The 26,724-nt window shown below is 65.9% G+C and carries 27 protein-coding genes; 10 read left to right on the top strand and 17 right to left on the bottom strand.

Translation table 11 applies throughout. The features are described 5' to 3' along the window. Positions 1 to 97: 97 nt before the first annotated feature. Both SP6_RS11595 and SP6_RS11590 read left to right on the top strand, forming a co-directional pair. On the top strand, positions 98 to 1,927 hold the full coding sequence (locus tag SP6_RS11595; protein WP_037568254.1) for a methyl-accepting chemotaxis protein: 1,830 nt from the start codon (positions 98 to 100) through the stop codon (positions 1,925 to 1,927). A 214-nt stretch (positions 1,928 to 2,141) separates the two neighbouring features. Next, entirely contained in the window at positions 2,142 to 2,456 is a 315-nt protein-coding gene (locus SP6_RS11590; protein WP_007404551.1) for a hypothetical protein, read from the top strand. 13 nt (positions 2,457 to 2,469) lie between these two features. Here SP6_RS11590 and cysS read toward each other — a convergent pair whose 3' ends face one another. Next, positions 2,470 to 3,927 carry a cysteine--tRNA ligase gene (gene cysS, locus SP6_RS11585; protein ID WP_007404588.1) on the bottom strand — a complete coding sequence of 486 codons (1,458 nt, stop codon included), beginning with the start codon at positions 3,925 to 3,927 and terminating at the stop codon, positions 2,470 to 2,472. A 405-nt stretch (positions 3,928 to 4,332) separates the two neighbouring features. On the opposite strand from cysS, the gene rpsU reads away from it, so the two are divergent. Both rpsU and SP6_RS11575 read left to right on the top strand, forming a co-directional pair. Continuing rightward, complete coding sequence (gene rpsU / locus SP6_RS11580; RefSeq protein ID WP_007404630.1) at positions 4,333 to 4,539, top strand: 30S ribosomal protein S21; 207 nt, start codon at positions 4,333 to 4,335, stop codon at positions 4,537 to 4,539. A 151-nt stretch (positions 4,540 to 4,690) separates the two neighbouring features. Next, positions 4,691 to 5,263, top strand: coding sequence for an FKBP-type peptidyl-prolyl cis-trans isomerase (locus SP6_RS11575; RefSeq protein ID WP_007404648.1), 573 nt, complete (start codon positions 4,691 to 4,693; stop codon positions 5,261 to 5,263). Positions 5,264 to 6,010: 747 nt separating this feature from the next. Here the strand turns inward: SP6_RS11575 and SP6_RS11570 are convergent. From SP6_RS11570 to wecB, 4 genes are all read right to left on the bottom strand, one after another. Beyond that, entirely contained in the window at positions 6,011 to 6,283 is a 273-nt protein-coding gene (locus SP6_RS11570) for a hypothetical protein (protein ID WP_227876598.1), read from the bottom strand. Positions 6,284 to 6,444: 161 nt separating this feature from the next. Next, positions 6,445 to 7,203, bottom strand: a complete 759-nt coding sequence (locus tag SP6_RS11565; protein ID WP_007404611.1) for a metallophosphoesterase family protein — start codon at positions 7,201 to 7,203, stop codon at positions 6,445 to 6,447. Between the two features lie 79 nt (positions 7,204 to 7,282). Then, positions 7,283 to 8,551 carry a UDP-N-acetyl-D-mannosamine dehydrogenase gene (gene wecC, locus SP6_RS11560; RefSeq protein ID WP_037568253.1) on the bottom strand — a complete coding sequence of 423 codons (1,269 nt, stop codon included), beginning with the start codon at positions 8,549 to 8,551 and terminating at the stop codon, positions 7,283 to 7,285. After that, complete coding sequence (gene wecB, locus SP6_RS11555) at positions 8,535 to 9,665, bottom strand: non-hydrolyzing UDP-N-acetylglucosamine 2-epimerase (protein WP_007404546.1); 1,131 nt, start codon at positions 9,663 to 9,665, stop codon at positions 8,535 to 8,537. Before wecB ends, wecC begins: the two co-directional genes overlap by 17 nt. 112 nt (positions 9,666 to 9,777) lie before the next feature. Between wecB and galU the strand changes: the two genes are divergently transcribed. Beyond that, complete coding sequence (gene galU, locus SP6_RS11550) at positions 9,778 to 10,638, top strand: UTP--glucose-1-phosphate uridylyltransferase GalU (RefSeq protein ID WP_042469082.1); 861 nt, start codon at positions 9,778 to 9,780, stop codon at positions 10,636 to 10,638. 204 nt (positions 10,639 to 10,842) lie between these two features. On the opposite strand, the gene SP6_RS11545 is transcribed toward galU, so the two are convergent. Genes SP6_RS11545 through SP6_RS11510 form a run of 8 tightly spaced genes read right to left on the bottom strand, consistent with a single transcriptional unit; the run spans position 10,843 to position 17,428 of the window. Beyond that, positions 10,843 to 11,196, bottom strand: coding sequence for a hypothetical protein (locus SP6_RS11545; RefSeq protein ID WP_007404644.1), 354 nt, complete (start codon positions 11,194 to 11,196; stop codon positions 10,843 to 10,845). Further along, a complete protein-coding gene (locus SP6_RS11540) occupies positions 11,193 to 11,951 on the bottom strand; it encodes a HesA/MoeB/ThiF family protein (RefSeq protein ID WP_007404492.1) in 759 nt (252 codons plus the stop codon). The genes SP6_RS11545 and SP6_RS11540 overlap by 4 nt, the downstream gene beginning before the upstream one ends. After that, entirely contained in the window at positions 11,948 to 12,382 is a 435-nt protein-coding gene (locus tag SP6_RS11535) for a hypothetical protein (RefSeq protein WP_007404541.1), read from the bottom strand. Before SP6_RS11535 ends, SP6_RS11540 begins: the two co-directional genes overlap by 4 nt. Beyond that, on the bottom strand, positions 12,379 to 12,828 hold the full coding sequence (gene dut / locus SP6_RS11530; protein ID WP_007404601.1) for a dUTP diphosphatase: 450 nt from the start codon (positions 12,826 to 12,828) through the stop codon (positions 12,379 to 12,381). Before dut ends, SP6_RS11535 begins: the two co-directional genes overlap by 4 nt. Then, on the bottom strand, positions 12,825 to 14,018 hold the full coding sequence (gene coaBC, locus SP6_RS11525) for a bifunctional phosphopantothenoylcysteine decarboxylase/phosphopantothenate--cysteine ligase CoaBC (protein WP_007404613.1): 1,194 nt from the start codon (positions 14,016 to 14,018) through the stop codon (positions 12,825 to 12,827). The genes dut and coaBC overlap by 4 nt, the downstream gene beginning before the upstream one ends. Next, a complete protein-coding gene (locus tag SP6_RS11520; RefSeq protein ID WP_007404502.1) occupies positions 14,015 to 15,121 on the bottom strand; it encodes a hypothetical protein in 1,107 nt (368 codons plus the stop codon). The genes coaBC and SP6_RS11520 overlap by 4 nt, the downstream gene beginning before the upstream one ends. A 2-nt stretch (positions 15,122 to 15,123) precedes the next feature. Continuing rightward, entirely contained in the window at positions 15,124 to 16,659 is a 1,536-nt protein-coding gene (gene ubiB / locus SP6_RS11515) for a 2-polyprenylphenol 6-hydroxylase (protein WP_007404537.1), read from the bottom strand. 37 nt (positions 16,660 to 16,696) lie between these two features. Beyond that, a complete protein-coding gene (locus tag SP6_RS11510) occupies positions 16,697 to 17,428 on the bottom strand; it encodes a class I SAM-dependent methyltransferase (protein WP_007404550.1) in 732 nt (243 codons plus the stop codon). A 105-nt stretch (positions 17,429 to 17,533) separates the two neighbouring features. Between SP6_RS11510 and mutM the strand changes: the two genes are divergently transcribed. From mutM to dnaA, 3 genes are all read left to right on the top strand, one after another. After that, on the top strand, positions 17,534 to 18,349 hold the full coding sequence (gene mutM, locus SP6_RS11505; RefSeq protein ID WP_007404701.1) for a bifunctional DNA-formamidopyrimidine glycosylase/DNA-(apurinic or apyrimidinic site) lyase: 816 nt from the start codon (positions 17,534 to 17,536) through the stop codon (positions 18,347 to 18,349). A gap of 87 nt (positions 18,350 to 18,436) precedes the next feature. Next, positions 18,437 to 18,700: a 30S ribosomal protein S20 gene (rpsT, locus tag SP6_RS11500; RefSeq protein ID WP_007404699.1), complete on the top strand. Its 264-nt coding sequence runs from the start codon at positions 18,437 to 18,439 to the stop codon at positions 18,698 to 18,700. A 475-nt stretch (positions 18,701 to 19,175) separates the two neighbouring features. After that, a complete protein-coding gene (dnaA, locus tag SP6_RS11495) occupies positions 19,176 to 20,720 on the top strand; it encodes a chromosomal replication initiator protein DnaA (RefSeq protein WP_042469075.1) in 1,545 nt (514 codons plus the stop codon). A gap of 122 nt (positions 20,721 to 20,842) precedes the next feature. On the opposite strand, the gene SP6_RS11490 is transcribed toward dnaA, so the two are convergent. Genes SP6_RS11490 through secB form a run of 4 tightly spaced genes read right to left on the bottom strand, consistent with a single transcriptional unit; the run spans position 20,843 to position 24,486 of the window. Continuing rightward, positions 20,843 to 21,373, bottom strand: coding sequence for an AAA family ATPase (locus SP6_RS11490; protein WP_007404493.1), 531 nt, complete (start codon positions 21,371 to 21,373; stop codon positions 20,843 to 20,845). Beyond that, positions 21,373 to 22,380, bottom strand: coding sequence for a tryptophan--tRNA ligase (gene trpS, locus SP6_RS11485; protein WP_007404507.1), 1,008 nt, complete (start codon positions 22,378 to 22,380; stop codon positions 21,373 to 21,375). The genes SP6_RS11490 and trpS overlap by 1 nt, the downstream gene beginning before the upstream one ends. 8 nt (positions 22,381 to 22,388) lie before the next feature. After that, positions 22,389 to 23,966, bottom strand: coding sequence for a murein biosynthesis integral membrane protein MurJ (gene murJ / locus SP6_RS11480; protein ID WP_007404491.1), 1,578 nt, complete (start codon positions 23,964 to 23,966; stop codon positions 22,389 to 22,391). 13 nt (positions 23,967 to 23,979) lie between these two features. Continuing rightward, the gene (gene secB, locus SP6_RS11475; RefSeq protein ID WP_007404501.1) at positions 23,980 to 24,486 is read right to left on the bottom strand and encodes a protein-export chaperone SecB; all 507 of its coding nucleotides are present in this window, start codon (positions 24,484 to 24,486) and stop codon (positions 23,980 to 23,982) included. Positions 24,487 to 24,679: 193 nt separating this feature from the next. On the opposite strand from secB, the gene SP6_RS11470 reads away from it, so the two are divergent. Together SP6_RS11470 and mltA are read left to right on the top strand one after the other, a co-directional pair. After that, positions 24,680 to 25,330: a Tim44/TimA family putative adaptor protein gene (locus SP6_RS11470; RefSeq protein ID WP_227876599.1), complete on the top strand. Its 651-nt coding sequence runs from the start codon at positions 24,680 to 24,682 to the stop codon at positions 25,328 to 25,330. 15 nt (positions 25,331 to 25,345) lie between these two features. Beyond that, complete coding sequence (gene mltA, locus SP6_RS11465) at positions 25,346 to 26,704, top strand: murein transglycosylase A (protein ID WP_082052491.1); 1,359 nt, start codon at positions 25,346 to 25,348, stop codon at positions 26,702 to 26,704. The last annotated feature ends 20 nt before the right edge of the window (positions 26,705 to 26,724 follow it).

The following is a 26,724-nucleotide window of genomic DNA, read 5'->3' as shown; positions in this document are numbered from 1 at the left end:
CTCATTTCGCGGGATTTTAACGATCTGTTGGCGTTTCGATAGCTAATCCTCCGCGCAAACCGGGGGCATAGGGCTTCCGGGTTGTCCGGGGCCTTTCATGCTATTGTCGTTGCCGATACCCAAAAAGATCGGGCTCGCCTTCGCGCTCGTCCTGTTGTCCGTGCTGGCGATGATCGCGGTCTTGTGGTGGGCCTTGGCGCGGATCGAAGGGACGACGGTCGCCAACGGGCGGTCGCAGGAAATCTATGCGGCCTCGCTGGAGATGGAAGGTGGGGTTCAGCGGGAAAACAGCCAGATGCGCGGTTTCCTCATCACGGGGGACGAAGACTATCTGAAGCAATATTATGAATCGCGTGAGGCGGAGACACAGGCGGCCGCCGCGCTGAACACGCTGCTGATCGAAGATCCCAAGGCACGCGCGGAAGTCGCCGCCTCGCATGCGCGCATGGAATCCTGGCGCCGGGCGGTCGGCGATCCGATTATCGAGCGGTCGCGGACCGATCGTGACGGGGCACAGGACTGGCTTCGCGGCCATTCCGCGCAGGTGCGGGTGACGGCGATCCTGCAGCCGCTCCGCGATCTTCGCACCCGGACGATTGAGGCGATGAAGGCGACCCGGGAGACCCGCAAGGCCGCCGTGGTGGCCAGCAAATGGAGCCTTGGCATTGGCGGCCTGGCTGTCATGGGCATTGCGCTGGCAATGTCGATCCTATTGTCGCGCATCCTGGGGCGGCCCATCGTCAATCTGACCGGCGTGATGGACCAGTTGGCACGCGGTCGTAACGACGTGACCGTGCCCGATGCCGAGCGGGGTGACGAGTTGGGCAGCATGTCGCGCGCGGTGGTCGTGTTCCGCGATACCGCGGTGGCCAAGGCGCAGGCGGATGCCGAGCAGCAGCAGGTCGTCGATCGCATCGGCGACGCGCTGGGCCAACTCGCCAATTCGGACCTGACGCCCAAGCTGTCGGGCTTCCCCGCCTCTTATGCGGCGATCGAGCGGGACTTCAACGCGGCTGTGTCCCGTCTGGCGGCTGCCTTGGCGGCGGTGCGAGTCAACGCCACGGGGATCGCCAGCGGTGCGGTCGAGATGAACCAGGCCGCCGACGATCTGGCCCGCCGCGCCGAGCAGCAGGCCGCCAGCATCGAGGAAACCTCCGCCGCGATGAGCGAGATCGCGCAGTCGGTCACCGCCGCCGCCAACAAGGCCCAATCGGCCGAGTCGATCGTGCGCAAGGCGACCGGCGACGTCGCCAAGAGCGAAGAGGTGGTGCGCCGCACCGTCTCGGCGATCGGCGATATCGAGCGGTCCTCCAACGAAATCGCCGAGATCATCGCGGTGATCGACGGGCTGTCCTTCCAGACCAATTTGCTGGCGCTCAATGCCGGGGTCGAGGCGGCGCGCGCGGGCGATGCGGGCAAGGGCTTCGCGGTGGTCGCCTCCGAAGTGCGCGCCCTGGCCGAGCGTTCGGCCGAGGCGGCGCGCGACATCAGCGCCCGGATCACCACTACGGTGGAAAGGGTGCGCAGCGGCGTCGAACTCGCCAACCGCACCGACGAGTCGCTACGACTGATCGCGACGGGCATGCAGGAGATTTCGGGATTGGTCAGCTCGATCGCTGGTGATGCCTCGGAACAGGCGACGGGTATCCATCAGGTCAATCTGGCTATCACCGATATGGATGGGGTGACCCAGGCCAATGCCGCGATGGTCGAGGAAGTGACCGCCGCCGTGCGTGCGCTGTCGGGCGAAACGCGCTCGCTGGAAGAGCAGATCGCCCGCTTCCGGATCGACGGGGCGGAGATGGGGCATACCGCACCGGCCATCGCGCCGCGTCGTGCTGCACCGTCGTCGATGCGCCGCGCCGCCCCCGTTTCGCAGGGCAATCTCGCGCTGAAGCAGGATGAGGACGATTGGAGCAGCTTCTAACGCGGGGTTAGGGGGCGTGCATCTCCGTCACGGCAAGGACATCGACGCCATCCAGATCATGCCATCCGGATTTTCCTGACCGTCTCATCAGACGGGCCCGTGAGACCCCGGTCACTCACGGGCCTTTCGCATTTGGGCGCGTCGGCGGGGCGGAAAAGCGGGGGCAATCCGCTTTAAGATTGTATGTCCGTTTCGGTCACGGCAAGGGGCGCCCATGGATATCCCTGCGCGCTATGCCCAATTCATCCAGTGGATCGGCGATGGAACCGGCATGGCCGACAGTCTGCTGCATGTTCATGCCGGCATGGCCGTGCTGTTTCTGGCCCGTATCCTGACCCGCAAGTCGCTGGCCACGCCGATCCCGCTCGCCTGCGTCGCGATCGCGCAGGCGGGCAATGAGATTCTGGATCGGCTGCATTACGGATCATGGCGCTGGCCGGACACGCTGGGCGACACCGCGAACACCCTGTTCTGGCCGACCATCCTGTTCATCGGCCTGCGAATGCGTTCGCCGCGCAGCCGGCGCTGACGGTCGGAGGGTTTCAGCCCTCCGGCAGCACCGGCTTCCAGTCCCAGCCGAGCGGATCGCCGTCCATCACCTCGACCCCCGCGGCGAGCAGCGAGTCGCGGATCATGTCCGACTTGGCGAAATCCTTTTCCGCACGCGCCGCCCGGCGTTCGGCGAGTTGGGCCTCGATCGTTGCCTCATCGACGGTGGCCGTCTTGGGCCGCGTGCGCAGATCGGCGCGGGTCAGCGTCGTCAGTTGCAGCCCCAGCGTGGCATCGAAATCGGCGAGCGCGGCCAGCCGGACATCGGAGGACTGCTTCTTGTCGCCCAGCATCTCGTCCAGCACGGGCAAGGCGCGCGGGGTCGCCAGATCGTCGGACAAGGCCGCGTCCAGCCGCTCACGATAGGGCGTGGCATCGCCCTTGCTGGCGGCATCGGCACGGCTGCGAAGGCCCTCGACCGTCTGGACCAGCCGCTTCAACCGCACCTGCGCGGCGGCCAGCCCGTCCCAGCCAAACTCCATTTCCGACCGGTAATGCGCCTGAAGGCACATCAGGCGATAGGCCAGCGGGTGGAAGCCGCGATCCATCAGCGCCTGAAGCGTCAGGAACTCGCCCGACGACTTGGACATCTTGCCGGTACGGTCGACCAGGAAGTTGTTGTGCATCCAGATATTGGCGCCGGTGTTCGCCGTGCAGCCATGCGCCTGATTCTGCGCGATCTCATTGGGATGATGAATCTCGCGGTGATCGATGCCGCCGGTATGGATGTCGAACTGTTCGCCCAGATATTGTTTGCTCATTACCGAGCATTCGAGGTGCCAGCCGGGTGCGCCGGGGCCCCAGGGGCTGTCCCATTCCATCTGGCGATTCTCACCGGGCGCGGACGATCGCCAGATGGCGAAGTCGGCCGGATGCCGCTTGCCCGCGACCGGATCGATCCGGCTTTCGCCCTCGTCATCCTGATGCCGCGCCAGACGGCCGTAATCGGGCACGGTCGTCACGTCGAAATACAGGCCGTCGGGCAGGCGATAGCAATGCTTGGCCTCGATGGCCTTGGCGAACTCGATCATCTGCGGGACATGCTCGGTCGCGAGCGGAAAGCGCGTCGGCGCGGCAATGCCCAGATCCTTCAGATTCTGTTTGAAGGCGGTGGTGTAATGCGCGGCAATCGACCAGATATCCTGGCCGCTCTTCTTGGCGGCGGCCTCCATCTTGTCGTCGCCGGCATCGGCGTCGGAGGTCAGATGGCCGACATCGGTGATGTTGATGATATGGGTGAGCGGCCAGCCCTTCCACCGCAACACGCGCGACAGCGTGTCGGTGAAGACATAGGCGCGCAGATTGCCGATATGCGCATAGTTATAGACGGTCGGTCCGCAGGAATAGACGCGGACATTGGCCGGATCGATCGGCTGGAACGTCTCCAGTGCACGGGTCAGGCTGTTGTACAGCGTCAGCGGCAGGTTCGGCGAAGAGGCAGGCGCGGTCATGCGACGTGCCTTAGCCATGTCGGGCGCCCCGTGGGAAGAGGCCCCGGTCCGGTGGGAGCGCGGACCGGGGCAGGACGCGGCGACGGGGAGGCGTCGCGTCGGAATTTCCGCGCGTTCGGGGGAGAAGCGTGCGGAAATGACGTGAACGGTGCCCGATGGGACGGGAGGCCCACCGGACGATGCGCCTTGTATCGGTGCCGACATCACAGGGGCATGGCGTCCGGATGAATTTTGCTGTCATGCTGGGACGGGCCATCCGCGGCGGGGCCGGTCTGTTGGGGCAGGGGATGCAAATTGCACTGCCATGGCTTGTGTTGGGCCGGTGTGCCTGCTAGGAGCGCCCAACGATGCGGCCACAGTGTTCTGCGGCCGCTTTATCCTGTTTTGCCGGAGCAATTCGTTTTTATGCAGATCATCGTTCGCGACAATAATGTGGACCAGGCCCTTCGCGCGCTCAAGAAGAAGCTGCAGCGGGAGGGCGTGTATCGCGAGATGAAGCTCCGCCGCCACTATGAGAAGCCCTCGGAAAAGCGCGCTCGCGAGCGTGCGGCGGCCGTGCGTCGTGCCCGCAAGCTGGAGCGCAAGCGCGCCGAGCGCGACGGGGCGCGGTAATCGCCGGATGATCGCTTGATCCCGTGACTGGCCTGCTCCTGGCAGGTCGGCGCGGGATCGCGATCGTCATGGCAGTCGATTCGCGGGATCGGATCGACTCGCGCTTTGAGCGCCCTTCCTCGAACGCCAACGCACAGAGCGAGAACCAGGCATGTCCGTAACCGCTGTTCCCCTTCGTCCCGTTCGGCGTTCCTATCTGGTCTGGATATGGGTGGCGGTGGCTGCTGCTATCGTGCTCGCCGCGCTGCTGGCACGCCAAGGCGACGCTGCGCTGGTGCGCGAGGCGCGTGGTGCGGGCGTGGTGACGACCGCCTCGGGGCTCCAGTATAAGGTGATCGAGCCTGGTCAGGGCGGTCCGCATCCGACCGCCAGCGACGTGGCGCTGATCAACTATACCGGCCGCCTGATCGACGGTACCGTGTTCGACAAGTCGCAGCAGCCGGCGCCGATGCCGCTGTCGGGTGTGCTGCCCGGCTTTGCCGAAGCGCTCAAGCTGATGCCGAAGGGTGCGAAGTATCGTTTCTGGCTGCCTGCCAAGCTTGGCTATGGCGACAAGGCTGCCGGTGCGATCCCGCCCAATTCGGAGCTGGTGTTCGACGTCGAGCTGATCGACTTCATCCCTGAGGCGGTCCTCCGTCAGATGCAGGCGCAGCAGTCGATGATGGGCGGCGGCGCGCCCGGCGCGGTCCCCGGTGGTGCCCCCGGCGTACCATCGCGGCGCTGAGCCGATCGGCCGCCACGCGGCTCTTCCGTTGAAGAATAAGGATCGCCGGAGCCTCCAGGGCTTCGGCGATCTTCGTTTGTGGTTCTGGGGGAAGCCAATTTGGTGGTCGTTTGAAGGGTGAGGTGCTTGTCTCAAAAGTGAGACGGGGGCGTCGATGCTAAATCGAATTCGAGCAGCGTCGTTCTTCTGCCAATCTCGCCGCAGTGCCTGCCGCCCGCGATTCGAGGGCCTCGCAAAATAAAGCGGCCTCGGTTTAGATGTCTGGCGCCCAAGGCGCATCCAACGTTCGATCTGATCCGTTTTTCAGTCGGAGCTACGATGGTCTGCCCGCCAAGTGCAGCGTTTGCCATCGTCCAGCACGTAATTTGCGCGAGGATGGCGTCCTCGGGATCACGTCAAGCCGCGCTTCACCATTTTCGTTTGAGCCATAGATCGGCGTAATCTCACGCTGCCTCCCTGTTTCCATCATTGTGAAAGGGGCGGAGCAATGTCGGCTTCACAGCGCGCTGTAGGTAGGCTCTAGAGGTGGTTGAGTACACCTCTAGGAGGAGTCTTAGGAACTCTTCTTACGATGCCCTCTGCTGTCATTCTTCGGCTGCGTTAAAGGATCTATAGCCTTCTCGCCAAAGGGCAAAAATGCCCCCGCTGCGGGCTTCATTCCGCGCCATCGCCGCAAATCATGGACAACAGGCAAAAAAATAGCGGCCCGAAGGCCGCTATTCCTTTCAGCCGTGAGGCTGAAGCAACTTAGTTGCTGTCGGCCGAATCGTCCGAGTCGGCAACGACAACGATGCCGGCGACGACGGCAGCAGCCGCCAGAACGGCGACGAGGATGCCACCACCGGCCAGGCCGTTCTTCTTGGCGGCCGGAGCCGAAGCGCGAACCGACTTCGAAACCGAGAGGCTAGCAGCCGGATTCGCAGCCATCGCCGGAGCAACGGTCATCGAAACGGCGGCAGCGGCGACGAGATACTTCCCAAGACGCATGTCGAACTCCCTTAAAATTGTCAGCGGGGCCATGGCACGTTAGCCGTACCATGGCAACCCCACCAACGAGTATGGAGCTCTTATGCTCCCATACTGATGCGGCAACGCAACATTGCTTCACCGCTTTGCGGCTATACTGCGCTTTGCCGGTCTAGGGAATGCCCCGGCAAACGTTTCGCCTCGGTAAAGAGGCCTCAGGTGGAAAATATCTCCTGCTGGCTTCCCTCCAGCATCAACGCGGTCAGGCGATCGGTTTGATAGGCCCCGGTGTCGATTCCGATGCGGTGCGGCAAGAGTTCGGCCTCGTCCGCAACCGTATGACCATGGACCACAACCTTCTCCAGAACGCCGCGATGTTCGAGAAAGGCATCGCGAATCCAGCGGGTTTCAGCCAGCTTCTGATCGGCAATGGCAACGCCGGGACGGACGCCGGCATGGACGAAGACATAATCGCCCAGCACCATGATCTCTTTCAGCGCTGCCAGAAAGTCGCGGTGCGAGGCCGGGACAACCGCGTTCAGTCGCTCGGTGACCTCGGCATAGTCGAGGCGTTCATACTCCTCGGGCGTCACGCCATAGCTGATCATCGTCTCACGGCCGCCGACCCGGCAGAACAGGCGAAGCGCCTTGTCCTCGCCTTCCAGCGATCGCAGCATGATCTCTTCGTGATTGCCCATCAGGCAGTGCACGTTGGGATCGGCCGCGCACAGGGCACGGACCCGTTCGATCACGCCCGCCGAGTCGGGGCCGCGATCGACCAGGTCGCCCAGGAAGATGATGTGCCGTTCGGCCGGAGGGCGTGAGGCATGATCCGCCTCGATCCGGGGAAGAAGCATGTCGAGTAGGTCGAGCCGGCCATGGATGTCGCCGATGGCATAGACCCGCAGGCCTTCTTCCATGGCGGGCACGAATTCGGGGGCGCGTTTGCGCAGATTCAAAAGCTTGGCAAGCATGGATGATAATCGATCCGCAACAGGCGGTTGTCCTTAGTCCTCCGCAACGTCCCACGCAATGCAAGGCATCGGAGGTAGGTCAGGACTGGTCAGGCCATAGCCCTCGCGTGTCCAGGACCGTCTTGCCCCTGCGTTCGTCCAGCGGGACCGAGCGGAAGATGTCGTGATCGACCAGAACGACCATGACCGCACAAGTTTCCAGCGCGGTGTCGATATCGGTCAGCGCCGCGCCCGTCGCGGCCAGCGCCGGGGGGAGCGTCGTCGCATAGGGCTCGACGATATGGATGCGCGGGCCGAAACGATCGGCCAGCGCCTCGGCGACCTTGAGCGCCGGGCTTTCGCGGAAATCGTCGATATTGGCCTTGAAGGCCAGACCCAGGCACGCGACCGGCTCGCCGTGGGGCCGCGCCTCGATCATCGCCGTGGCGCGCGCGATGACGTGATCGGTCTTGCCATCATTCACCTCGCGCGCGGTGCGGATCAGCGGCGTGTTGGCGGGATCGGCCGCGACCAGGAACCAGGGATCGACCGCGATGCAATGCCCGCCGACGCCGGGGCCGGGCGACAGGATATTGACGCGCGGATGGCGGTTGGCCAGCCGGATCACCTCCCACACATCGACGCCCAGCGTATCGGCGACCAGGCTGAGTTCGTTGGCAAAGGCGATATTGACGTCGCGAAACGCATTCTCGGTCAGCTTCGTCATTTCGGCGGCGCGCGCGGTGGTGGTGACGCAGGCCCCCCGCACGAAGCGGCGATAAAAGGCCAGCGCCTTGCGCGCGCAGCGCGGGGTGATGCCGCCGATCACCCGGTCATTGTCGATCAGCTCGACCAGGATGCGGCCGGGCAGCACCCGCTCGGGGCAATAAGCGAGGGCGATGTCCGCCTGCTCCCCGGGCCGGTTGCTCCCCGGCATGGTCAGGTCGGGACGGAGCTCGGCGATCAGGTCCCGCACCTGTTCGGTGGTGCCGACGGGCGAGGTGGATTCCAGGATTACCGTATCGCCGGTCTTCAGCACGGAAGCGATGGCGCGCGCCGCGTTGAGCACGAAGGTGATGTCGGGCTGATGCGCGTCGGTAAAGGGCGTCGGCACCGCAATGACGAAGACATCGGCGGGCGCGACCGTCAGCGAGGCCTTGAGATGGCCCCTTGCGACCACGCCGGAGACGAGGCCGTCCAGATCGACCTCCTCGATATGGACGCGGCCCGAATTGATCGTCTCGACCACGGACGGGGTGACATCGACCCCGGTCACCATCGCGCCGGTGCGGGCGATGACGGCGGCGGTGGGCAGGCCGATATAGCCCAGACCCATGACCGTAACGGAAAATTCAGTGTCCAAGGGCATCCGTCATGATCCTACTGATACGCTCGGCGGTGTCGCCATCGCCAAAGGGGTTATGCGCCCGCGCCATCGCGGCATAGCGGGCGGGGTCGTCGAGAAGCGCGAAGACTTCGTCCGTGATCCGGCCCTCATCGGTGCCGACCAGCCGGGCGGTGCCGGCCGCGACCCCTTCGGGGCGTTCGGTGGTCTCGCGCATGACCAGCACGGGCTTGCCGAGCGCGGGAGCCTCTTCCTGCACCCCGCCCGAATCGGTCAGGACGATATGTGCGGCGTCCAACGCGGCGACGAAATGTGGATAGTCGAGCGGGGCGATGCGCGCGATGGCGGGGTGATCGCCGAGGACTTCGTCCATGACGCTGGCGACATTGGGATTGGGATGCATCGGAAACAGGATGCCAACATCGTCGCGCGCTGCGATTCTGGCCAGCGCGCGCGCGATGGAGGCCATGGAATCGCCGAAATTCTCGCGGCGATGGGCGGTCACCAGGATAATGCGCTTGCCCGTCATCCGCTCGAGGATGGGGGCCAGGTCGGCGGCCAAGCTGGGATCGGCGGCAATGCGTCCCCGCGTCCAGTGCAGCGCGTCGATGACGCTATTGCCCGTGACATGAACCCGCTCGACGTCGATCCCTTCGGCGCGTAGCGCGGCGGCGGCGGTTTCGGTCGGCGCGAAGTGCAGCGCGGCGATCGGCGCGATCATCCGCCGGTTCACCTCCTCGGGCCAGGGGTGATAAATATCGCCCGAGCGCAACCCCGCCTCGACATGCGCGACGGGCACCTTGCGATAATAGGCTGCCAGTGCACCCGCCATGGCGGTAGCGGTATCGCCCTGGACGACGACCATCGCCGGGCGCTCGGCATCCATCACCTCGCCAAGTCCGGTCAGCAGCCGCGCGGTCAGCCGATCGAGCGACTGGCCGGGCTCCATCAAATTCAGATCATGATCGGGCGTCAACTCCGCGATCGACAAGACCTGATCGAGCAGGCCGCGATGCTGGGCGGTCACGCAAACCCGTACCGGTGCAACTTCTGATGCAGCCAAGGCACGGATGACAGGGAACAGTTTGATCGCCTCCGGCCTTGTTCCGAAGACTATGAGGATCGGTGCATGCGTCATCGGGTGAGTCGTAGCCTGTCGCTTTTAAGGACACACTAATCGCATCCCCGTGCCGCGAGGCTATGTTGCGCCGCACGATCCCGCTAGAGGCAGAATGATCCAGGGAGGTTTCATGACGATCAAGAAGGTTCGTAAGGCTGTTTTCCCCGTGGCGGGACTGGGGACACGTTTTCTGCCGGCGACCAAGGCGATGCCCAAGGAAATGCTGACCGTCGTCGACAAGCCGCTGATCCAATATGCGGTCGAGGAAGCGCTGGAAGCCGGGATCAAGCAGATCATCTTCGTCACCGGTCGCGGCAAGGGCGCGCTCGAAGACCATTTCGACATTTCCTATGAGCTGGAAGCGACGATGAAGGCGCGGGGCAAGAGCCTGGCCGTTCTCGACGGCATCCGGCAGAAGCCGGGCTCGCCGGTCTATGTCCGCCAGCAGGAGCCGCTGGGCCTGGGTCATGCCGTGTGGTGCGCACGCGAGATCGTCGGTGACGAGCCGTTCGCGGTGCTGCTCCCCGACGAGCTGATGGTCGGCGGTTTCATGAAGCAGATGGTCGAGGCCTATGATCAGGTCGGCGGCAACGTCATCGGCGCGCTGGAAGTACCCGACAGCGAGACCGACAAATACGGCATCATCTCGCCCGGCAAGCAGGATGGCCGCCTGACCGAGGTCACCGCGCTGGTCGAGAAGCCCAAGGGCAAGGCCCCGTCGAACCTGATGATCCCCGGCCGTTACATCCTCCAGCCCGAGGTGATGCAGATCCTCGACGCGCAGGAGCCGGGCGCGGGCGGTGAGATCCAGCTGACCGACGCCATGGCCAAGCTGATAGGGCAGCAGCCTTTCCATGGCTTTACCTTTGACGGGCAGCGTTACGATTGCGGCGACAAGGCGGGTTGGCTGACCGCAAACCTGGCGCTGGGTGTGGCGCGGGAGGATATTGGTCCCGCCGTGCGCGAATTTGCGAAGACGCTGTTCGCCTGAGCTTTTTTGGCGTTGAGGAAAAGGGCGGGACCGAAAGGTCGCCGCCCCTTTCTTATTCCTCCCCTGCAAGGGGGGGACCAGCGAAGCTGGTGGAGGGGTGTCACGGGTAGTGAATGAGGTCCTTCGTCGCCATCGCTGACACCCCTCCGTCAGGCCTGCGGCCTGCCACCTCCCCTTACAGGGGAGGATGAAGGTACAACCTTATCAGCCCCGCCGCTCGGCGCGACGGGCGAGCCAGCGGAAGGTCAGCAGGATCACCGTCGGCCACAGCATCGTCGACCACATGTCGAACCACGAGGCTGCCAGATTGCCTTCATCCGTGGGGTAGAAGGGCTGAAGCAGGTCATAGGCTTCGTTGGCCGTTTCGATCACGAGGACGGTCAGCCAGCACCGCCAGTCCCAGGGCGCCCGCCGCAGGACCAGGGCGGCCAGCACCAGGATCGCCATGCCGAAATGGGCGTGGAGTGCACTGTCGGGCAGGCCGGTAACCTGGCCGATCCACGACTTGTCGCCCGTCCAGTCGAGCCAGCCGGGCGGTGGGGCAGGGGGCGTCTTCATGCGACCGCCTCGGCGCAGCGACAACCGGGGTCCTTGGGTAGTGCCAATGTCCGGAAACGCATTGACAGCAGGTCGGCGAGCAGGACCGAGCCGGCGCTGTCCCGGCCGAAGGGCGCGACGGCGCGGAGCGTCTCCAGCGCAGCCAAGCTCCCCATCACGCCGGTGACGGGGCCCAGCACGCCGTCATCGGCGCAGGTCAGCCCAGCCTGATCGACCGCATCCCCGACGAAGCAGCGATAACAGGGCTTGTCAGCCTCCCAACCGCGATACACCGCCAACTGCCCTTCGAACTGCCCGACCGCCGCCGAGACCAGCGGAATGCGCAGCGCTAGTGCCGCATCGGCGACGGTCAGCCGGGTGGCGAAATTGTCGCATCCGTCGAGCACGACATCCGCGCCGGTCAGGAGGTCGGCGACATTGTCGGGCGTCACGCGGGCGCGATGCGTGGTGACCGCGACATGCGGATTGAGCCGCGTCGCAAAGGCGGCAGCGGCCTCCACCTTGGGCGTGCCGCGATCCTCGGTCGAGAAGATCGTCTGCCGCTGAAGATTGGAATGCTCGACCACATCGTCGTCGATCAGGATCAGCGACCCGATCCCGGCGGCGGCCAGATACTGGATGGCGGGGGAGCCGATGCCGCCGGCGCCGATCACCGCCACACAGGCCTGTTTCAGACGGAGCTGCCCTCCGCCGCCGAACTCGCGCAGCACGATGTGACGGGCATAGCGGGCCAGTTCGTCGTCGGACAGGATCATCCCGGCCATGTATAGGTGATGACGGTGCGATACCAGCGATCGGCCGCCAACATGGCCCGGTGCGGCAGGTTGCGCACCATGCGTTGCGCCGCGCCTGCGCTGAACTGCTCGACGGTCGGGCAGCCGATGGCGAGCGGTACCACGGTCTGCGCACCGCTTTCTGCATTCAGGCGCACCGCCAGCGGGACGACGACTACCACCTGGCCATCCTCGGTCATGCGGTTGTGCGGGCAGCGTCCCGCGCTCACTTCCTCGCGGACGAAGCGGACCATCTCGGTACTCGCGGGGGGCAAGGTGATCGACGGCAGGGGCGACCAGTCATGCGGCAGATCGGACGGGACGGCGTTGGCAACCGGCGGGGTGGCGGGCTGGGGCATGACGGCCTGGGGCGCGGCGAGTGCCTGCACGGCAAGAGCGAATAACAGGCTCATTGCCCGGTCGATCCGAAACCGCCCGTGCCTCTTTGGGTGTCGTCCAGGGCGATGACTTCGGTCAGCGTCGCCCGCTGGACGGGCGCGGGGACAAGCTGCGCGATACGCTCGCCACGCACGACCTCGAACGGCTGGTCGCCCAGATTGGCGAGGATCACCTTCACCTCGCCACGATAATCCTCATCGATCGTGCCGGGCGTGTTGAGGCAGGTGATGCCGTGCTTCAGCGCCAGTCCCGAACGCGGCCGGACCTGCACCTCATAGCCCGCCGGAATGGCGATGGCGAAACCGGTCGGCACGGCGGCGCGCGTGCCCGGCGCGAGCGTCAGCGTCTCGGCGGCGACCACGTCCATGCCGGCCGCACCGGGGGTTGCATAAGCGGGAAGTGCAAGCCCTTCGCCATGGGGCAAGCGCTTGAGGGCAATCGAAATCGGAGCAAGCGTCATGCCGTGCCTTGTAGCGCATCGGCGATGCGTTGCGCGAGTCCCTCGGCGACCTCGTCCTTGGTCATCCGTGTCCAGCTCTCGACGCCGTCGGCAGTGATCAGATGAACCGTGTTGGCCTCGCCACCGAAAACGTCCGCCGACACGTCATTGGCGACGATCCAGTCGGCGCCCTTGCGGGTGCGCTTGGCGGTGGCGTGATCGACGACATGCTCGGTCTCGGCCGCGAAACCGACGACCAGCCTGGGGCGATCGGGGCCGGCGGCGACCGTCGCCAATATGTCGGGATTTTCGACCAGGGTCAGCGCTGGGGCAGCGCCGCCATCCTTCTTGACCTTCTGCCCGGCGGCCTCGACCCGCCAGTCGGCGACGGCCGCGACCATGACGGCGGCATCGGCGGGCAGAGCGGCCTGGACCGCATCCGCCATCTGCCGCGCGGTCTCCACATCGATGCGGGTCACGCCGCTGGGCGTCGGCAGCGTCACCGGCCCCGCCACCAAAGTCACCCGCGCGCCGAGCCGTGCCAAGGCCCCCGCCACCGCAAAACCCTGCCGTCCCGACGAGCGGTTGGCGATGTAGCGGACGGGATCGATCGGCTCGTGAGTCGGCCCGGCGGTGACCAGGACATGGCGGCCGGCCAGCGGACCTTCGCCGGGGGCGGGGGCCAGCATGCGCTCGATCGCGGCCATGATGGCGGTGGGTTCGGGCAGGCGGCCGGGGCCGAACTCGCCACACGCCATGATCCCCTCGTCGGGCGTCATCACCGTCACCCCGTCCTGTCGCAATTGCGCGACATTGCGCTGAGTCGCGGGATGGAGCCACATGCGGACGTTCATCGCAGGCGCGACGAGCACCGGCGTATCGGTGGCGAGCAGCAGCGTCGTCGCCAGATCATCGGCATGACCGTTCGCCATCCGTGCCATCAGATCGGCGGTGCCGGGCGCCACCACGATCAGATCGGCCTCGCGGCTGAGCTGGATATGGCCCATCTCGGCCTCGTCCTTCAGGTCCCACAGGGTGGTGAAGACCTGGTTTTCCGACAGCGCGGCCAGCGTCATCGGCGTGACGAAGTGGCTACCGCCCTCGGTTAGGACACAGCGGACGCTGTGTCCGGCCTTGCGCAACAGGCGGATCAATTCGCAGGACTTATAGGCGGCGATGCCGCCACCGACGATCAACAGGATATGGCTCATCGTACCACTCGCTTGACGGTGATCCGCCGACGATCGCGCAGGGCCGCGACCAAGTCACGCAATGCATCGGGGGCGAAGACGATGCCCAGGAACAGGAGCGGGGAGAGCATCGTCAGGAACCCCGCTCCCCCGGTCAGCGTCGCTGCCAGCGCATAGGCCGCCATGGTCACGCCGGCCCGCCGCGCGACCGGCAGCCGCCAATGCGCCCAGCCCAGCGCCGCCAAGATGCCCAGCGGCAGGACGAGGATCATCGGCAGGAATCCAAGCGCCCCCGCCGAGGCAATGCCGGCGATCAACTCGCCGGGCGACGGGATCGCGGACACGCTGCCGATCGCCGGGTCTATGGCCGTGACTGCCGCATTCAGGGCATGGGCATGCGCCGCCAGCACCAGCAGGAACAGCGCAATGGCGATGACCCAGCCGATCACCTCCTGCCGCGCCCGCGATTGCCAGGCCAGCGCCAGCATCACGAGCGCATGGAGCAGCGCGACCGGGGTCAGGATCATCGCGACAAGGCCGAGTGCGACTGCGGTCGGCATGGCCTGTGGCCGGCGCTGCACCAGCGACAGCGCGATCAGCAGAGCGGCCCAGCTTTCGGGCACCACGCTCATCGGCCAGGCGACCAGCGGATAGAGCCCTGCGACCGCCAGGACCAGCGCGAGGCTTTGCGCGATCCTGCTGTCGAGCGCCGGACGCCAGCGCCTTGCCCAGGCGATGACCACGCCCAGGCCCAGCAGGATCAGCAGCGTCTCGCCGACCTCGGGCGGCAGTGCCGCCAGCGCCACCGGCAGCGCGGGCAGGGGCACCGCGACCAGTGCGGGACGCAACGGCTGTTCATTCTCGCGCAAAGCATCGATCGCTGCGGCATAGAAGGGCTGACCATGGCGGACATGGTCGACGATGGTGACGGCGACCGGGGCCAGCCGGTCGGGTACCGGGACGACCGGGGCTTGCGTCGCCCAGGCGATCAGGATCAGCAGCAGGACCACAGCCAGCACCCCGCCCGCGATCACCGGCGACAGCCCCGTCAACCGGCCGGGCTGGCCCAGCCAGAGCGGACGCGCGAGCGGGCGCAGGCGGGCGGGGGGCGTGCTGCCCGCCATTGCTACCGAAGCACGGCCAAGGTTGCCGCCACCCCGGCCGCCGCCGACAGCATCGACAGAAGCGCATAGCGCCAGCCGCCGCCGATCCGCACCACCTCGATCTGCTTGAGCGGCGGAGCGGGGGGCTCGCCACCCGGTGCGGGGTAGCGTGCCTCAATGCGGCGGACGAGGTCAGGCAGGCGGGCGATGGTGCGCACATCCTCGATCAACCGGTCGGCGATCTTGGCCTCGGGCCCCAGCTCGGTCCGAATCCATTCGCGCACGAAGGGGGCGGCCGAGTCCCACAGGTTGATTTCGGGATCGAGGCTGGTCGCGACGCCCTCGACCATCACCATCGTCTTTTGCAGCAGCAGCAGATGCGGCTGCGTCACCATGTCGAAGTCGCGGGTGATTGAGAACAGGCCGTCGAGCATCATGCCGATTGACATGTCCTTGACCGGCAGTCCCCGCATCGGCTCGCCCACCGCCCGCAGCGCGGTGGCGAACTCGGCGACATTATGGTGTGCAGGCACATAGCCCGCCTCGAAGTGGATCTCCGCGACGCGCTTATAATTGCCGGTGATCAGGCCGTAGAGAATCTCGGCCAGCCAGACCCGCGCGCGCCGGTCGATCCGGCCCATGATGCCGAAGTCGATCGCGGCGATCTTGTTGCCGGGCAGGGCGAACAGATTGCCCTGGTGCATGTCGGCGTGGAAGAATCCTTCCGCGATCGCCTGACGCAGGAAGGCGCGCACCAAAGTCTGGGCGAGGTGCGGCAGGTCATAGCCCGCCTCGACCAGAGCCTGGCGGTTGGACAGCTTGATCCCGTCGACCCACTCGACCGTCAGCACCTTGGCGGTTGAACGCGCCCAGTCGATCTGCGGGACGACGAAATCCGGCTCGGCGGTCATCGCCTCGGCGAGTTCGGAGGCTGAGGCCGCTTCGCGACGGAAATTGAGCTCGCGCAGCGTCCAGCGGCGGAAATTCTCGACCGTCAGGCGCGGGCGCAAGCGCGCGGCCTCGGGGCTCATCCCCTCGACCTGCGCGGCGGCCCATTGATAGGTGTCGATAGCGCGGGTGAAGTCGTCCTCCACCCCGGGACGCAGCACCTTGACCGCGACCGTCCGGCCATCGGTCGTCACCGCGCGGTGGACCTGCGCGATCGAGGCGGCGCCGACCGGTGTCTCCTCGATCGAGGCAAAGAAATGCGAGGGCGGGCGGCCCATGCTCGCCTCCATCGCGGCGCAGATCGTCGCGAAGGGGACGGGGGGCAGCTGGTCCTGGAGCCGCAGCAGATCATACGCGGCATCGTCGCCGACCAGATCGGGGCGGGTGGCGAGTGTCTGGCCGAGCTTGATCGCCGCCGGACCGATCGCCTGGAAGGCATCGGCATAGGCCGGCTTGGCGGGAACACGTGCGCCGAAACGGGCGATACGCGCCAGCCGCCGTACGGGGGCGGGCGTATTGGGATCGCGCTCGATCCCCTTCAGCGCGCCATGCCGCGCCAGCGTCCGCCCCCATTTGAGCAGACGCCAGAGATGCACCACCGGCTGGGTCACAGGGCGCGTCCGTGATGGCCGCGCAAGGCCGCTCGCATCAAATCTTCCAACCCGAATGGATCGCGACCAGCCCGCCCATGATCGGCTCGACCTTGGTTTCGATGAAGCCCGCCTCGCGGATCATCTTTTCGAAGGTCGGCATGTCGGGGAAGCGACGGATCGATTCGATGAGATAGCGATAGCTGTCCGCGTCCCCCGCCAGCATCTGGCCGAGCTTGGGCACCAGCTTGTGCGAATAGGCGTCGTAGACCTCGGAGAAACCCGGCCAGACGGTGGTCGAGAATTCCAGGCAGAAGAAGCGCCCGCCGCGGCGCAGCACACGATGCGCTTCCTTCAGCGCGGCGGGAATATCGGTGACGTTCCGGATGCCGAAGGCGATCGTATAGGCGTCGAAGAATCGATCGGGGAAGGTCAGCACTTCGGCATTGGCCTCGGTCCAGACCAGGCCGTCGAGCCCGCGTTCTGCCGCGCGCTTCGTGCCGACTTCCAGCATCGCCGGATTGATGTCGGCGACGGTGATGCTCGCGCCTGACTCGGCCAGGCGGAAGGCGATGTCGCCGGTGCCGCCCGCCATGTCGAGAATCTGGTCGCTGGCGCGCGGCTTCACCCGGCGGACGAAGCGATCCTTCCATAACCGGTGCATGCCGCCCGACATGGCGTCGTTCATCAGGTCATATTTGGAAGCGACGTTGGTGAAGACGCCGCCGACGCGGGCGGCCTTCTCATCGCGGGGCACATCTTCATAGCCGAAGGAGACGGTATCGCTCATCGCTTTGCCCTAGCCCGGCCTTGCTGGCGGGGCAAACGCTACCTAGCTGTTGATGCTGAGAAAGCGCCGATCGCCGGGCTTTCGCGAGTGATTGCCCGAGAGACGATGCCCGAACTGCCCGAGGTCGAAACCACCGTTCGCGGCCTGACCCCCGTGCTGGCCAATGAGCGGCTGATGCTGGTCGAGCCGCGCCGCGCCGATCTGCGCCATCCCTTTCCCGCCGATCTGCGCCAGCGGATGACGGGCGCTCGGGTGACCAGCCTGGGTCGCCGCGCCAAATATGGGCTGATCGATACCGATCGTGGCGATACCATGATCTTCCATCTGGGCATGTCGGGGCGGTGGCGGATCGATCCGGGCGAGCCGCAGACCCATGATCATCTCTTGCTGGAGACGGAGGCGGGGCGGCGGCTGGCGCTGAACGATCCGCGCCGATTCGGGTTCGTCGATCTCTGGTCGACCGCCGATCTCGCCAGCTATCCGCCATTCCTGGCGATGGGGCCCGAGCCGTTGAGCGAAGACTTCAACGCCGCCTATCTGATGGAGCGGCTGGAGGGACGGGCCGCGCCGATCAAGGCGATGCTGCTCGACCAGCGGATCGTGGCGGGACTCGGCAATATCTATGTCTGCGAGGCGCTGCATATGGCCGGCATCGCCCCCGGCCGCGCCGGCGGGCAGATTTCCAAGGCGCGGCTGACCCGGTTGGTCGAGGCGATTCGGGCCGTACTGAACGCCGCGATCCTGGCGGGCGGATCGTCGTTGCGCGATTATGTGCGCCCCGATGGTGAATTGGGCTATTTTTCCAAGGAGTGGCGAGTTTATGGCCGCGAGGGCGAGGCGTGCGAATGCGGCGCCATCGTCCGGCGCCGGAGTGATTCGGGACGCTCCACCTTCTACTGTGCGAGCTGTCAGCGCAGTTGACGGCGCCGCCGCCAACCGGTAAGGGGCGCGGCTTCAAAGCTGGTGCGTCGCGCCGCTATCCCTTTTGATCGAGATTTAGAGGTTTTCATGGCGAACACGCCGCAGGCCAAAAAGCGTATCCGTCGCAACGAGCGTCGCGCCGTCATCAACGGCAACCGCGTCAGCCGCATCCGTACCTTCGTAAAGAAGGTCGAAGCCGCGCTGGCCGCTGGCGACAAGGAAACGGCGACCGTCGCTCTGGCCGCGGCGCAGCCCGAAATGGCGCGCGGCGTCGCCAAGGGCGTGCTCCACAAGAACACCGTGGCGCGCAAGTTCTCGCGCCTGACCAAGCGCATCGCCGCGCTGGCCTAAACGCCTCTATCAGCGACGAATGAAGCCCGCCGGGGGACGGCCCCGGCGGGTTTTTTCGTGTCTTTGTGGCATGGGTTAAGCTTCGTCGATGTGACGAAGCGACGGAACAAATGTGCCCGTCGTGCAACCCTAGGATTCACCGCGATTCGAGCGTGGGTGAATTCGTGCGCCTTTGGTGCATTATCCTTAATATGCTGGAATATCAGTAACTTGTAAGATTGTTGTACGGGTTTCTGCGGGCTTTTGCCTGTCAATCCAGTTTATTTCAGATTTATGGCCGGACATGGTCTTGATCAGACCCCCTCATGGCTCATAATCGGTTTCCCAGCAGCGGTGCTTCGTGACCGCGTCATGGAAATAGCGAAGTGACATGACCGGGCCGAATCCAAGTCGGATTGGCCCATGGGGCTCTTGTCGCCGAGTGGAATTGGGGGTCGGTCGCTCATGCGGCGGCCGAGCAGTGTGGAGTGCGCGGGTGACGAATTGGCAGGCAACGCGACCGACGTCGGACCAGGCTCGTGCCTGGGCGCGCGTCCGCGCGAACCTGCGCGAATCGGCAGGGGCCCGCCTGTTCGACCAGTGGCTGAAGCCGATGGAACTGATCGAGGGCGATGAGCCCGACACGGTCCGCCTGGCGCTTCCTTCGGCCTTTGCGACCAATTGGGTGCGCAGCCACTACGCCGATCGCCTGCATCTGGAATTCAAGGCGGTGTTGCCCGAGGTGCGCGCCGTCATGATCGAAACCCGTGCGCCCTCGCGGGCGGCCAAGCTGACCAGTGTCGAGACGCTGGACGCGACACCGGCCCCGCGCGCGGCGGTGTCGCGGGTCGAGGTGTCGCCCGAGCCGGTCGAGTCGGACGATCAGCCTTCGCTCTTCGCCGTGCCGACGCCAGCCAAGCCGGCTCGCCCTGCACCGGCGCCCGCTCCGGCGACACGTGCCGCAAAGGTCGCAAGTGTCGCGCCTGTGCCGGCCGTGCCGCTGCGGAGCGCCAGCGACCGGCCGCCGCTCGACCCGCGCCTGACCTTCGATCGATTCGTCGTCGATTCGTCAAACCGCGTCGCGTTCAACGCCGCGCTGTCGCTGGCCGAGCCGGGCCTGCCGCGCTTTAGCCCACTTTTTCTTCATGGCGGCACCGGGCAGGGCAAGACCCATCTGATGCACGCCATCGCCCATGCCTTCCTCGAGTCGCATCCCGAGGCGGTGGTGCTGTGCATGTCGGCGGAGCGGTTCATGTTCGACTTCGTCGCGGCGATGCGGGCCCGCGACACGCATAGCTTCAAGACGCGGCTGCGTTCGGCCGACCTGCTGCTGATCGACGATCTGCAGTTCATCGCGGGCAAGGATTCGACGCAGGAAGAATTCTTCCACACCGTCAATGAGCTGGTCAGCGCGGGCAAGCGGCTAGTGATCTCGGCCGATCGTTCGCCCCAGTCGCTCGACGGAGTGGAGCCGCGCATCATCGGTCGCCTCGGTGCCGGTCTGGTCGCCGACATCAAGGCGCCCGACCTGACGCTGCGTCGTACGATCCTGAACCGCAAGGTCTCCGACCTGCCCGATATCGTCGTGCCCAACGACGTGCTGGACCTGCTCGCCTCGCGCATTCGCGGCAATATCCGCGAGCTGGAGGGGGCGCTCAACCGTGTCGTCGCCTATGCACAGCTAACGGGTGAAAAGATCGATCTGGAATTCGCCGTCGCCACGCTGGGCGAGGTGCTGCGCGGGGCGCAGCGGCGGATCACCATCGACGAGATCCAGAAGCTGGTCAGCCGTCATTTCGAGCTGAAGCCGCTCGATCTGGTCTCGGCACGCCGGGCCCGGGCGATCGCGCGGCCGCGTCAGATCGCCATGTATCTCGCCAAGCGCCTGACCACCCGCTCGCTGCCTGAGATCGGGCGCAAGTTCGGCGGGCGCGATCACTCGACCGTCATCTATGCGGTGCGTAAGATCGAGGAACTTCGCGATACCGACCGCGATATCGACAATGCGGTGCGGGTGTTGATGAAGGAACTGGAGGGCTAAGGCGCTCTTGGGCGGAGTTGGGGCGTGGCCTTCGACTTCGCTCAGGCCGAACGGCCGTTGAGGTAAGCCTCATTCCCTACATTCGTTCAGCCTGAACGAAGTCGAAGGCCACGGGGAAAGGTTCAACTCAAGTCGGCCAAAATCCGTTCGAGCGTCGGCGGCTGCTGATAGCGGATCACCCGGTCCTGCGCCTCTTCCAGCACCCGTAATATCCCCGGCCGCACCGCAGACCGCCAGCGCCAGCAATAGGCCAGGAACTCCCAATCCAGCCGTTCCGGGCATCCCGCGGCACTGTCGGGACGCTGTAGCCCGTGATAGCGCGCCACACGCTGCAGGATGCGTGGGATCGTCACCCGACGCGGCAGGTCGAGTAGGATGATCCGCTCCGCCCGCGCCAGCCGATCACGGATCGCGCGGCCATAATGCGCGCTGGAGTAATTGCCGTCGATCACCCACTCGGACTGGGCGGCGATGGCGGCCAGATCGGCGATAAAGGCGTCGCGGGGGCGTGCGACCCAGCCGGGGCCGTGGAACAGCGCGTCTGCATGCCAGACGGGCAGGTCCAGCCGCTCGGCCAGAGCCCGTGCCAGCGTCGATTTTCCGCTGCCCGGTGGCCCCATCACCATGATGCGGGTGATGGGGCCGGGGGCCATCAGATTTGCAGACCCATGGTCCGCTGCACGTTGAGCAGCATCGGCGCGGCCAGATCGCGGGCCTTTTCGGCGCCGCGCTCCAGGATGCGGCCTACCTCGCCGCGATCGTCGAGCAGGCGGGTCAGCCGCTCGCGGATCGGGCCCAGCGTGGCGACCGCCAGATCGGCCAATTCGGGCTTGAACGCACCAAAGCCCTTGCCCGCAAACTGTGCCAGCACGTCCGCCGGTGCCCGATCGGCCATCGCGGCATAGATGGTGATCAGGTTGCGCGCCTCGGCCCGGCCTTCCAGTCCCTCCATCGTCTCGGGCAGGACGTCCGGGTCGGTCTTGGCCTTGCGGAACTTCTCGGCGATCATGTCGTCGCCGTCGATCAGCTTGACCAGCGACATCTCCGAGGGGTTCGACTTGGACATTTTCGAGGTGCCGTCGCGCAAAGACATGATGCGCGGTGCGGCGGCGCTGATCAGGGGCTCGGGGAGGGTGAAGACCTCGCGCCCATAATCGTTGTTGAACTTGGTCGCGATGTCGCGGGCCAGCTCCAGATGCTGCTTCTGGTCCTCGCCCACCGGCACATGCGTGGCGTTGTAGAGTAGCACGTCGGCCGCCATCAGCACCGGGTAATCATACAGCCCGACGCTGGCGCCCTCGCGGTTCTTGCCGGCCTTGTCCTTGAATTGGGTCATGCGGTTCAGCCAGCCGACGCGCGCGACATTGTTCAGCAGCCAGCTCAGCTCGCTATGCTGCGGCACGCGGGTCTGGTTGAACAGGATGGAGCGTTCGGGATCGATCCCGGCCGCAATCAGGGTCGCGGTCATCTCGATGGTGTTCGCGGCCATGTCGGCGGGCGCGATCCATTCGGTCAGGCCGTGCAGGTCGGCGATGAAGTACATCGTCTCGCCACCCTTGGCCTGGATGTCGTCCTGCATCGCCACCCACTGCTTCACGGCGCCCAGATAATTGCCGAGATGAAGATTGCCTGTGGGCTTGATGCCGGAAACGACGCGCATGATGATCCTCAAGGGTTGCGGCGAACGAGCCGCTTGATGTCCGCCAGCCGGAAGGCCCCGGTCGCGAAGGTGGCCACCGCATAGACCAGCATGCCGGTCGCTACCAGTATGATGAGCGCGCCCCAGCGTTCCAGGTTGGAGCCAGTGACATAGGGCTGGAACCGTTCGTTGAGCAGCGCCATCGCGCCCCCCATCAGGAGCGCGGCGACCAGCATCCGCCAGCTCCGCCGGCGAAGCTGTGCATCGGCGACGAAATGCCCGCGCTTCGCCAGCGTGCGGTAGAGCATCACGACGTTGACGGTCGAGGCGATCGCCGTGGCCAGCGGCGGGCCCATATGGCCCAGCCACCAGATGAAGATCAGGTTCAGTACTAGATTGACGACCATCGACCAGGTGGCGAACCGCACCGGCGTGCGCGTGTCGGCGCGGGCATAGAAGCCCGGCGTCAGCACCTTGACCAAGATATAGCTGGGCAGCCCGATCGAGAAGGCGGCGAGCGCCTGCGCCGTATAATAGCTGTTGGTCGCGTTGAACTTGCCATGCTGGAACAGCGCGGCGGTAATAACCTGGCCGCAGACGATCAGCGCGACGGTCGCGGGCAGGGTAAGCAGCAGCGCCAGCTCCATGCCGCGATTCTGCGTCTCCATCGCCTCTTTCTCGCGTCCCGCGCCCAGCAGGCGCGAGACGGTGGGAAGGAGAACGGTGCCCAGACCAATCCCGATCAGGCCCAGCGGCAACTGGTTCAGCCGGTCGGCGGCATAGATGTACGACACCGATCCAGCCGGCAGGAAACGCGCGGCGAGCGCGGTGGAGATGACGAGGTTGATCTGCACCGCGCCGGCACCCGCAGCAGCGGGGAGGATCAGCTTCATCAGCCGCTTGACGTCGTCATTGATCGTCGGGCGCTTGATCCGCAGCCGAACGCCCGCGCGCCGGCATGCCCACCAGAGCCAGGCGAGCTGGAGCAACCCCGCCACCGACACCGCGATCGCCTGGTTGCGTGCGGTGGGCAGCGGGTCATGCTCGTGGAACAGGAGCAGCGCGACGATCAGCGTCAGGTTGAGCAGGATCGGCGCCGCCGCATTGACCCAGAAGCGATGGAGCGAGTTGAGGATGCCGCCGAGCAGCGACACCAGGCTGATGAACAGCAAATAGGGGAAGGTCAGCCGGTTGAGCAGGACGATATAGTCGAACTGCGCCGCCGTCCCCTTGCCATAGCCGAAGGTCTGGACCCAGGTGACGGGCCAGGCGGCCAGCTCGACCAGCGCGGTCATGACGATCAGGACCGGCAGCAGGACCGACAGCGCGTTTTCCGCAAAGGCCAGACCGTGTTGCAGGCCCGACCCTTCCGCCGCCTGATCGCCCTCCGCCACCTTGCGGTTGAACATCGGGATGAAGGCGGCGGAAAAGGCGCCCTCGGCGAAGAGGGCGCGAAACATGTTGGGCAGGCGAAACGCGATCTGGAATGCGTCGGAGGCGAAGTTCGCGCCCACGAAGCGGAAGAACAGCGAGTCGCGTACCAGCCCCAGCACGCGGCTGGCCAGAGTCAGCCCGCCGACCGAGCCCAGCGCCTTGTGCAGGTTCATGGATCAGCCCGGATCAGGCGTGGCCGGTTTCCGGGGTGTTGGGCTGCGCGCCCGCCTGCGCATCCGCCTGCTGCAGATACAGCTGCGCGAAGTCGATCGGCTCGAGCATCAGCGGCGGGAAGCCGCCGTCGCGCACCGCATCGGCCAGCACGCGGCGGGCGAAGGGGAAGAGCAGGCGCGGCGCTTCGCCCAGCATGAAGGGCTGGATCTGGTCGGTCGGCACGTTGCGGAAGCCGAACAGGCCGGCATAGCTGAGGTCGACGATGAAGGCGGTCTTGCCCTCGGACTCGGCGCGAACCTCGATCTTCAGGACTAGTTCGTGGACTTCCTCACCGACCTGGGCGGCCGAGATGTTGAACTGCACGTCGATGCCGGGTGCGGTCTGCGCCTGGTAGATGGCCGGCGCGTTCGGATTCTCGAACGACAGGTCCTTCACATATTGCGAGATCATGCCGGCGGCGGGGCCGGCATCGTCACCGGCCGGCGCTTCGAAGCCCTGCGGCAAACCCTGTTCGTCCATCGTCAATACCTTCTCGTATAGCATCAAGGGGGCTAGGGAACCGAAAGGGCGGGTCCGCGCGTTCGGCCTAATGGCCGTTGCGCGTAGCAGCGGGTCGACAGGGATTCAACCTTGCCCACCTCTATCGGGCGGCCGGGTTTTCATTGTCGGTCGCTGCGCCTATATCGGTCTTGATATCGAAAGGCTTGCCGCGTTGTTATTCTACGTCGTTCTTCTCGCGATGGTTGCGCTGTTCCTGGCGCTGAGGCTGTACAGCGTGCTGGGCAAGCGTACGGGCCATGAGCAGCAGCCGCTGCCGCGCAGCGCGGATGACCGCGCCCGCCCGGTGGTGCTGCCGCGCGCGGCGGAGCCGGCACAGAGCCCGGCGCCCGTCGCCAACCGCAACATCGATCCTCGGGCCGAGCAAGGCTTGCGCGCGATCATCGCCGGTGAACCGGGATTCGACGTCAACCAGTTCCTGGGTGGCGCGCAATCGGCCTATCGCATGACGCTGGAAGCCTTTTGGAAGGGCGACGAGCAGGCGCTGGCCGAACTGGTCGATACCGATGTGCTCGGCGCCTTCGCCGAAGCTATCGCGCAGCGGCAGGAAGCGGGCGAGACGCTCGACAACCGGCTGATCCGCGTCGACAGCGCCAAGATCGTCGATTCGCAGCTGGCGGGTCGCGATGCGCGCATCACCGTTCGCTTCGATGCCGACATCGTGGCCGTCACCCGCGACGCCGAGGGTCAGGTTATTGCCGGCTCACTCAGCGATGCGGTCGAAACCCATGACATCTGGACCTTCGCCCGGACGCTGAAGAGCGGCGATCCGAACTGGAAGCTCGTCGATACCGACGAAGCCTGACGAAAAGGCGGGGGAATGCGGACGGTGAGGGGGTTTCGCGCTGCGGCGACGGTCGCGCTATCGATGAGCCTGGCGGCGTGCGCCGGCCATATCGTTCCGCCCGGTGGGTCAGGGGAATATCCGTCCAGACCGTCCGGTGCCCCGACATCGTCTCGTCCTCATTCCAACGCTCCGGCGGTTCAGCCCAGCGGGCTCAGTGTCTCGCGCGTCGGTCCCGGCCCGGTCCAGATCATTCCCGCGACGCCACTGCCGGCAACGCCGGTCATCCCGCCCGCCGGTGCCACCACCGCAGCGCAGGCCGGCATATTGGCTGGCCCTCCGGTCGCATCCCTGCCGATTACCGAGCCGCAGGCGGAGGCGGCGCGTGCGGCTTTCCTTTTGTCCTGCCCCGGTCTGATGCGACGCACCGACAGCAGCGGGCTGACCCAGGGTGCCGATTGGCAGGCGGCGTGTCAGGCCGCCGCCAATGTACCGCGCGGCGGTGCGCGTGACTTCTTCGCCCGTTATTTCGAGGCGATTCAGGTCGGCGATGGCCGTTCGCTGGCCACCGGCTATTATGAGCCGGAGATTGCCGGCTCGCGCGACCGGCGTTCGGGCTATGAAGTCCCGATCTACGCACGCCCCCGCGACCTGATCGATGTCGACCTTGGCGCTTTCTCGGCCGCCCTTAAGGGCAAGAAGGTCCGGGGCAAGGTACAGGGTACCAATCTCGTCCCCTATGACGATCGTACCGCGATCGAGCAGGGTTCTTTGCAGGGGCGGGCGCCGGTTCTGGCCTGGGGCGCGGACCCGGTGGAAGTGTTCTTCCTCCAGATCCAGGGTTCGGGGCGGTTGCGCCTGCCCGGCGGCGACATCATGCGGGTCGGCTATGACACGCAGAATGGCCGCGATTATACTGGCATCGGCGCCTTGATGAAGGCACGCGGGTTGCTCGGCCCGGGCCAGACCTCGATGCAGGGGATCGTTGCCTGGCTGCACGGTCATCCCGAGGAAGGCCGCGCGATCATGCGCGAGAATAAGAGCTTCGTCTTCTTCCGCGAGCTCGACGGTCCCCCGCAAGGGGCGATGGGCTATGCGGTGACGGGGCAGGTCAGCGCCGCTGCCGATCCCAAGTTCGTGCCGCTGGGGGCGCCCGTCTTCCTGTCGATGGATCGGCAGGATGCGACCGGCCTGTGGGTCGCGCAGGATACCGGCGGCGCGATCAAGGGCGCCAATCGCTTCGACACCTTCTGGGGCGCGGGCGAGACCGCGCGCGCGGTGGCGGGCGGCATGTCGGCACGGGGCACGGCCTTCCTGCTGCTGCCTATCGGCACGCTGGCGCGGGCCGGGATCGTGGCTCCGGGCGGGACGGTCGGTGCGATCCCTCAACCCTGACGAGGCGCAACTCTGGGCGC

Origin of the sequence: Sphingomonas paucimobilis NBRC 13935, assembly GCF_000739895.2 — a bacterium.
Classification (GTDB): Bacteria; Pseudomonadota; Alphaproteobacteria; order Sphingomonadales; family Sphingomonadaceae; genus Sphingomonas; species Sphingomonas paucimobilis.
This window is presented reverse-complemented; position numbering and strand designations above follow the sequence as displayed.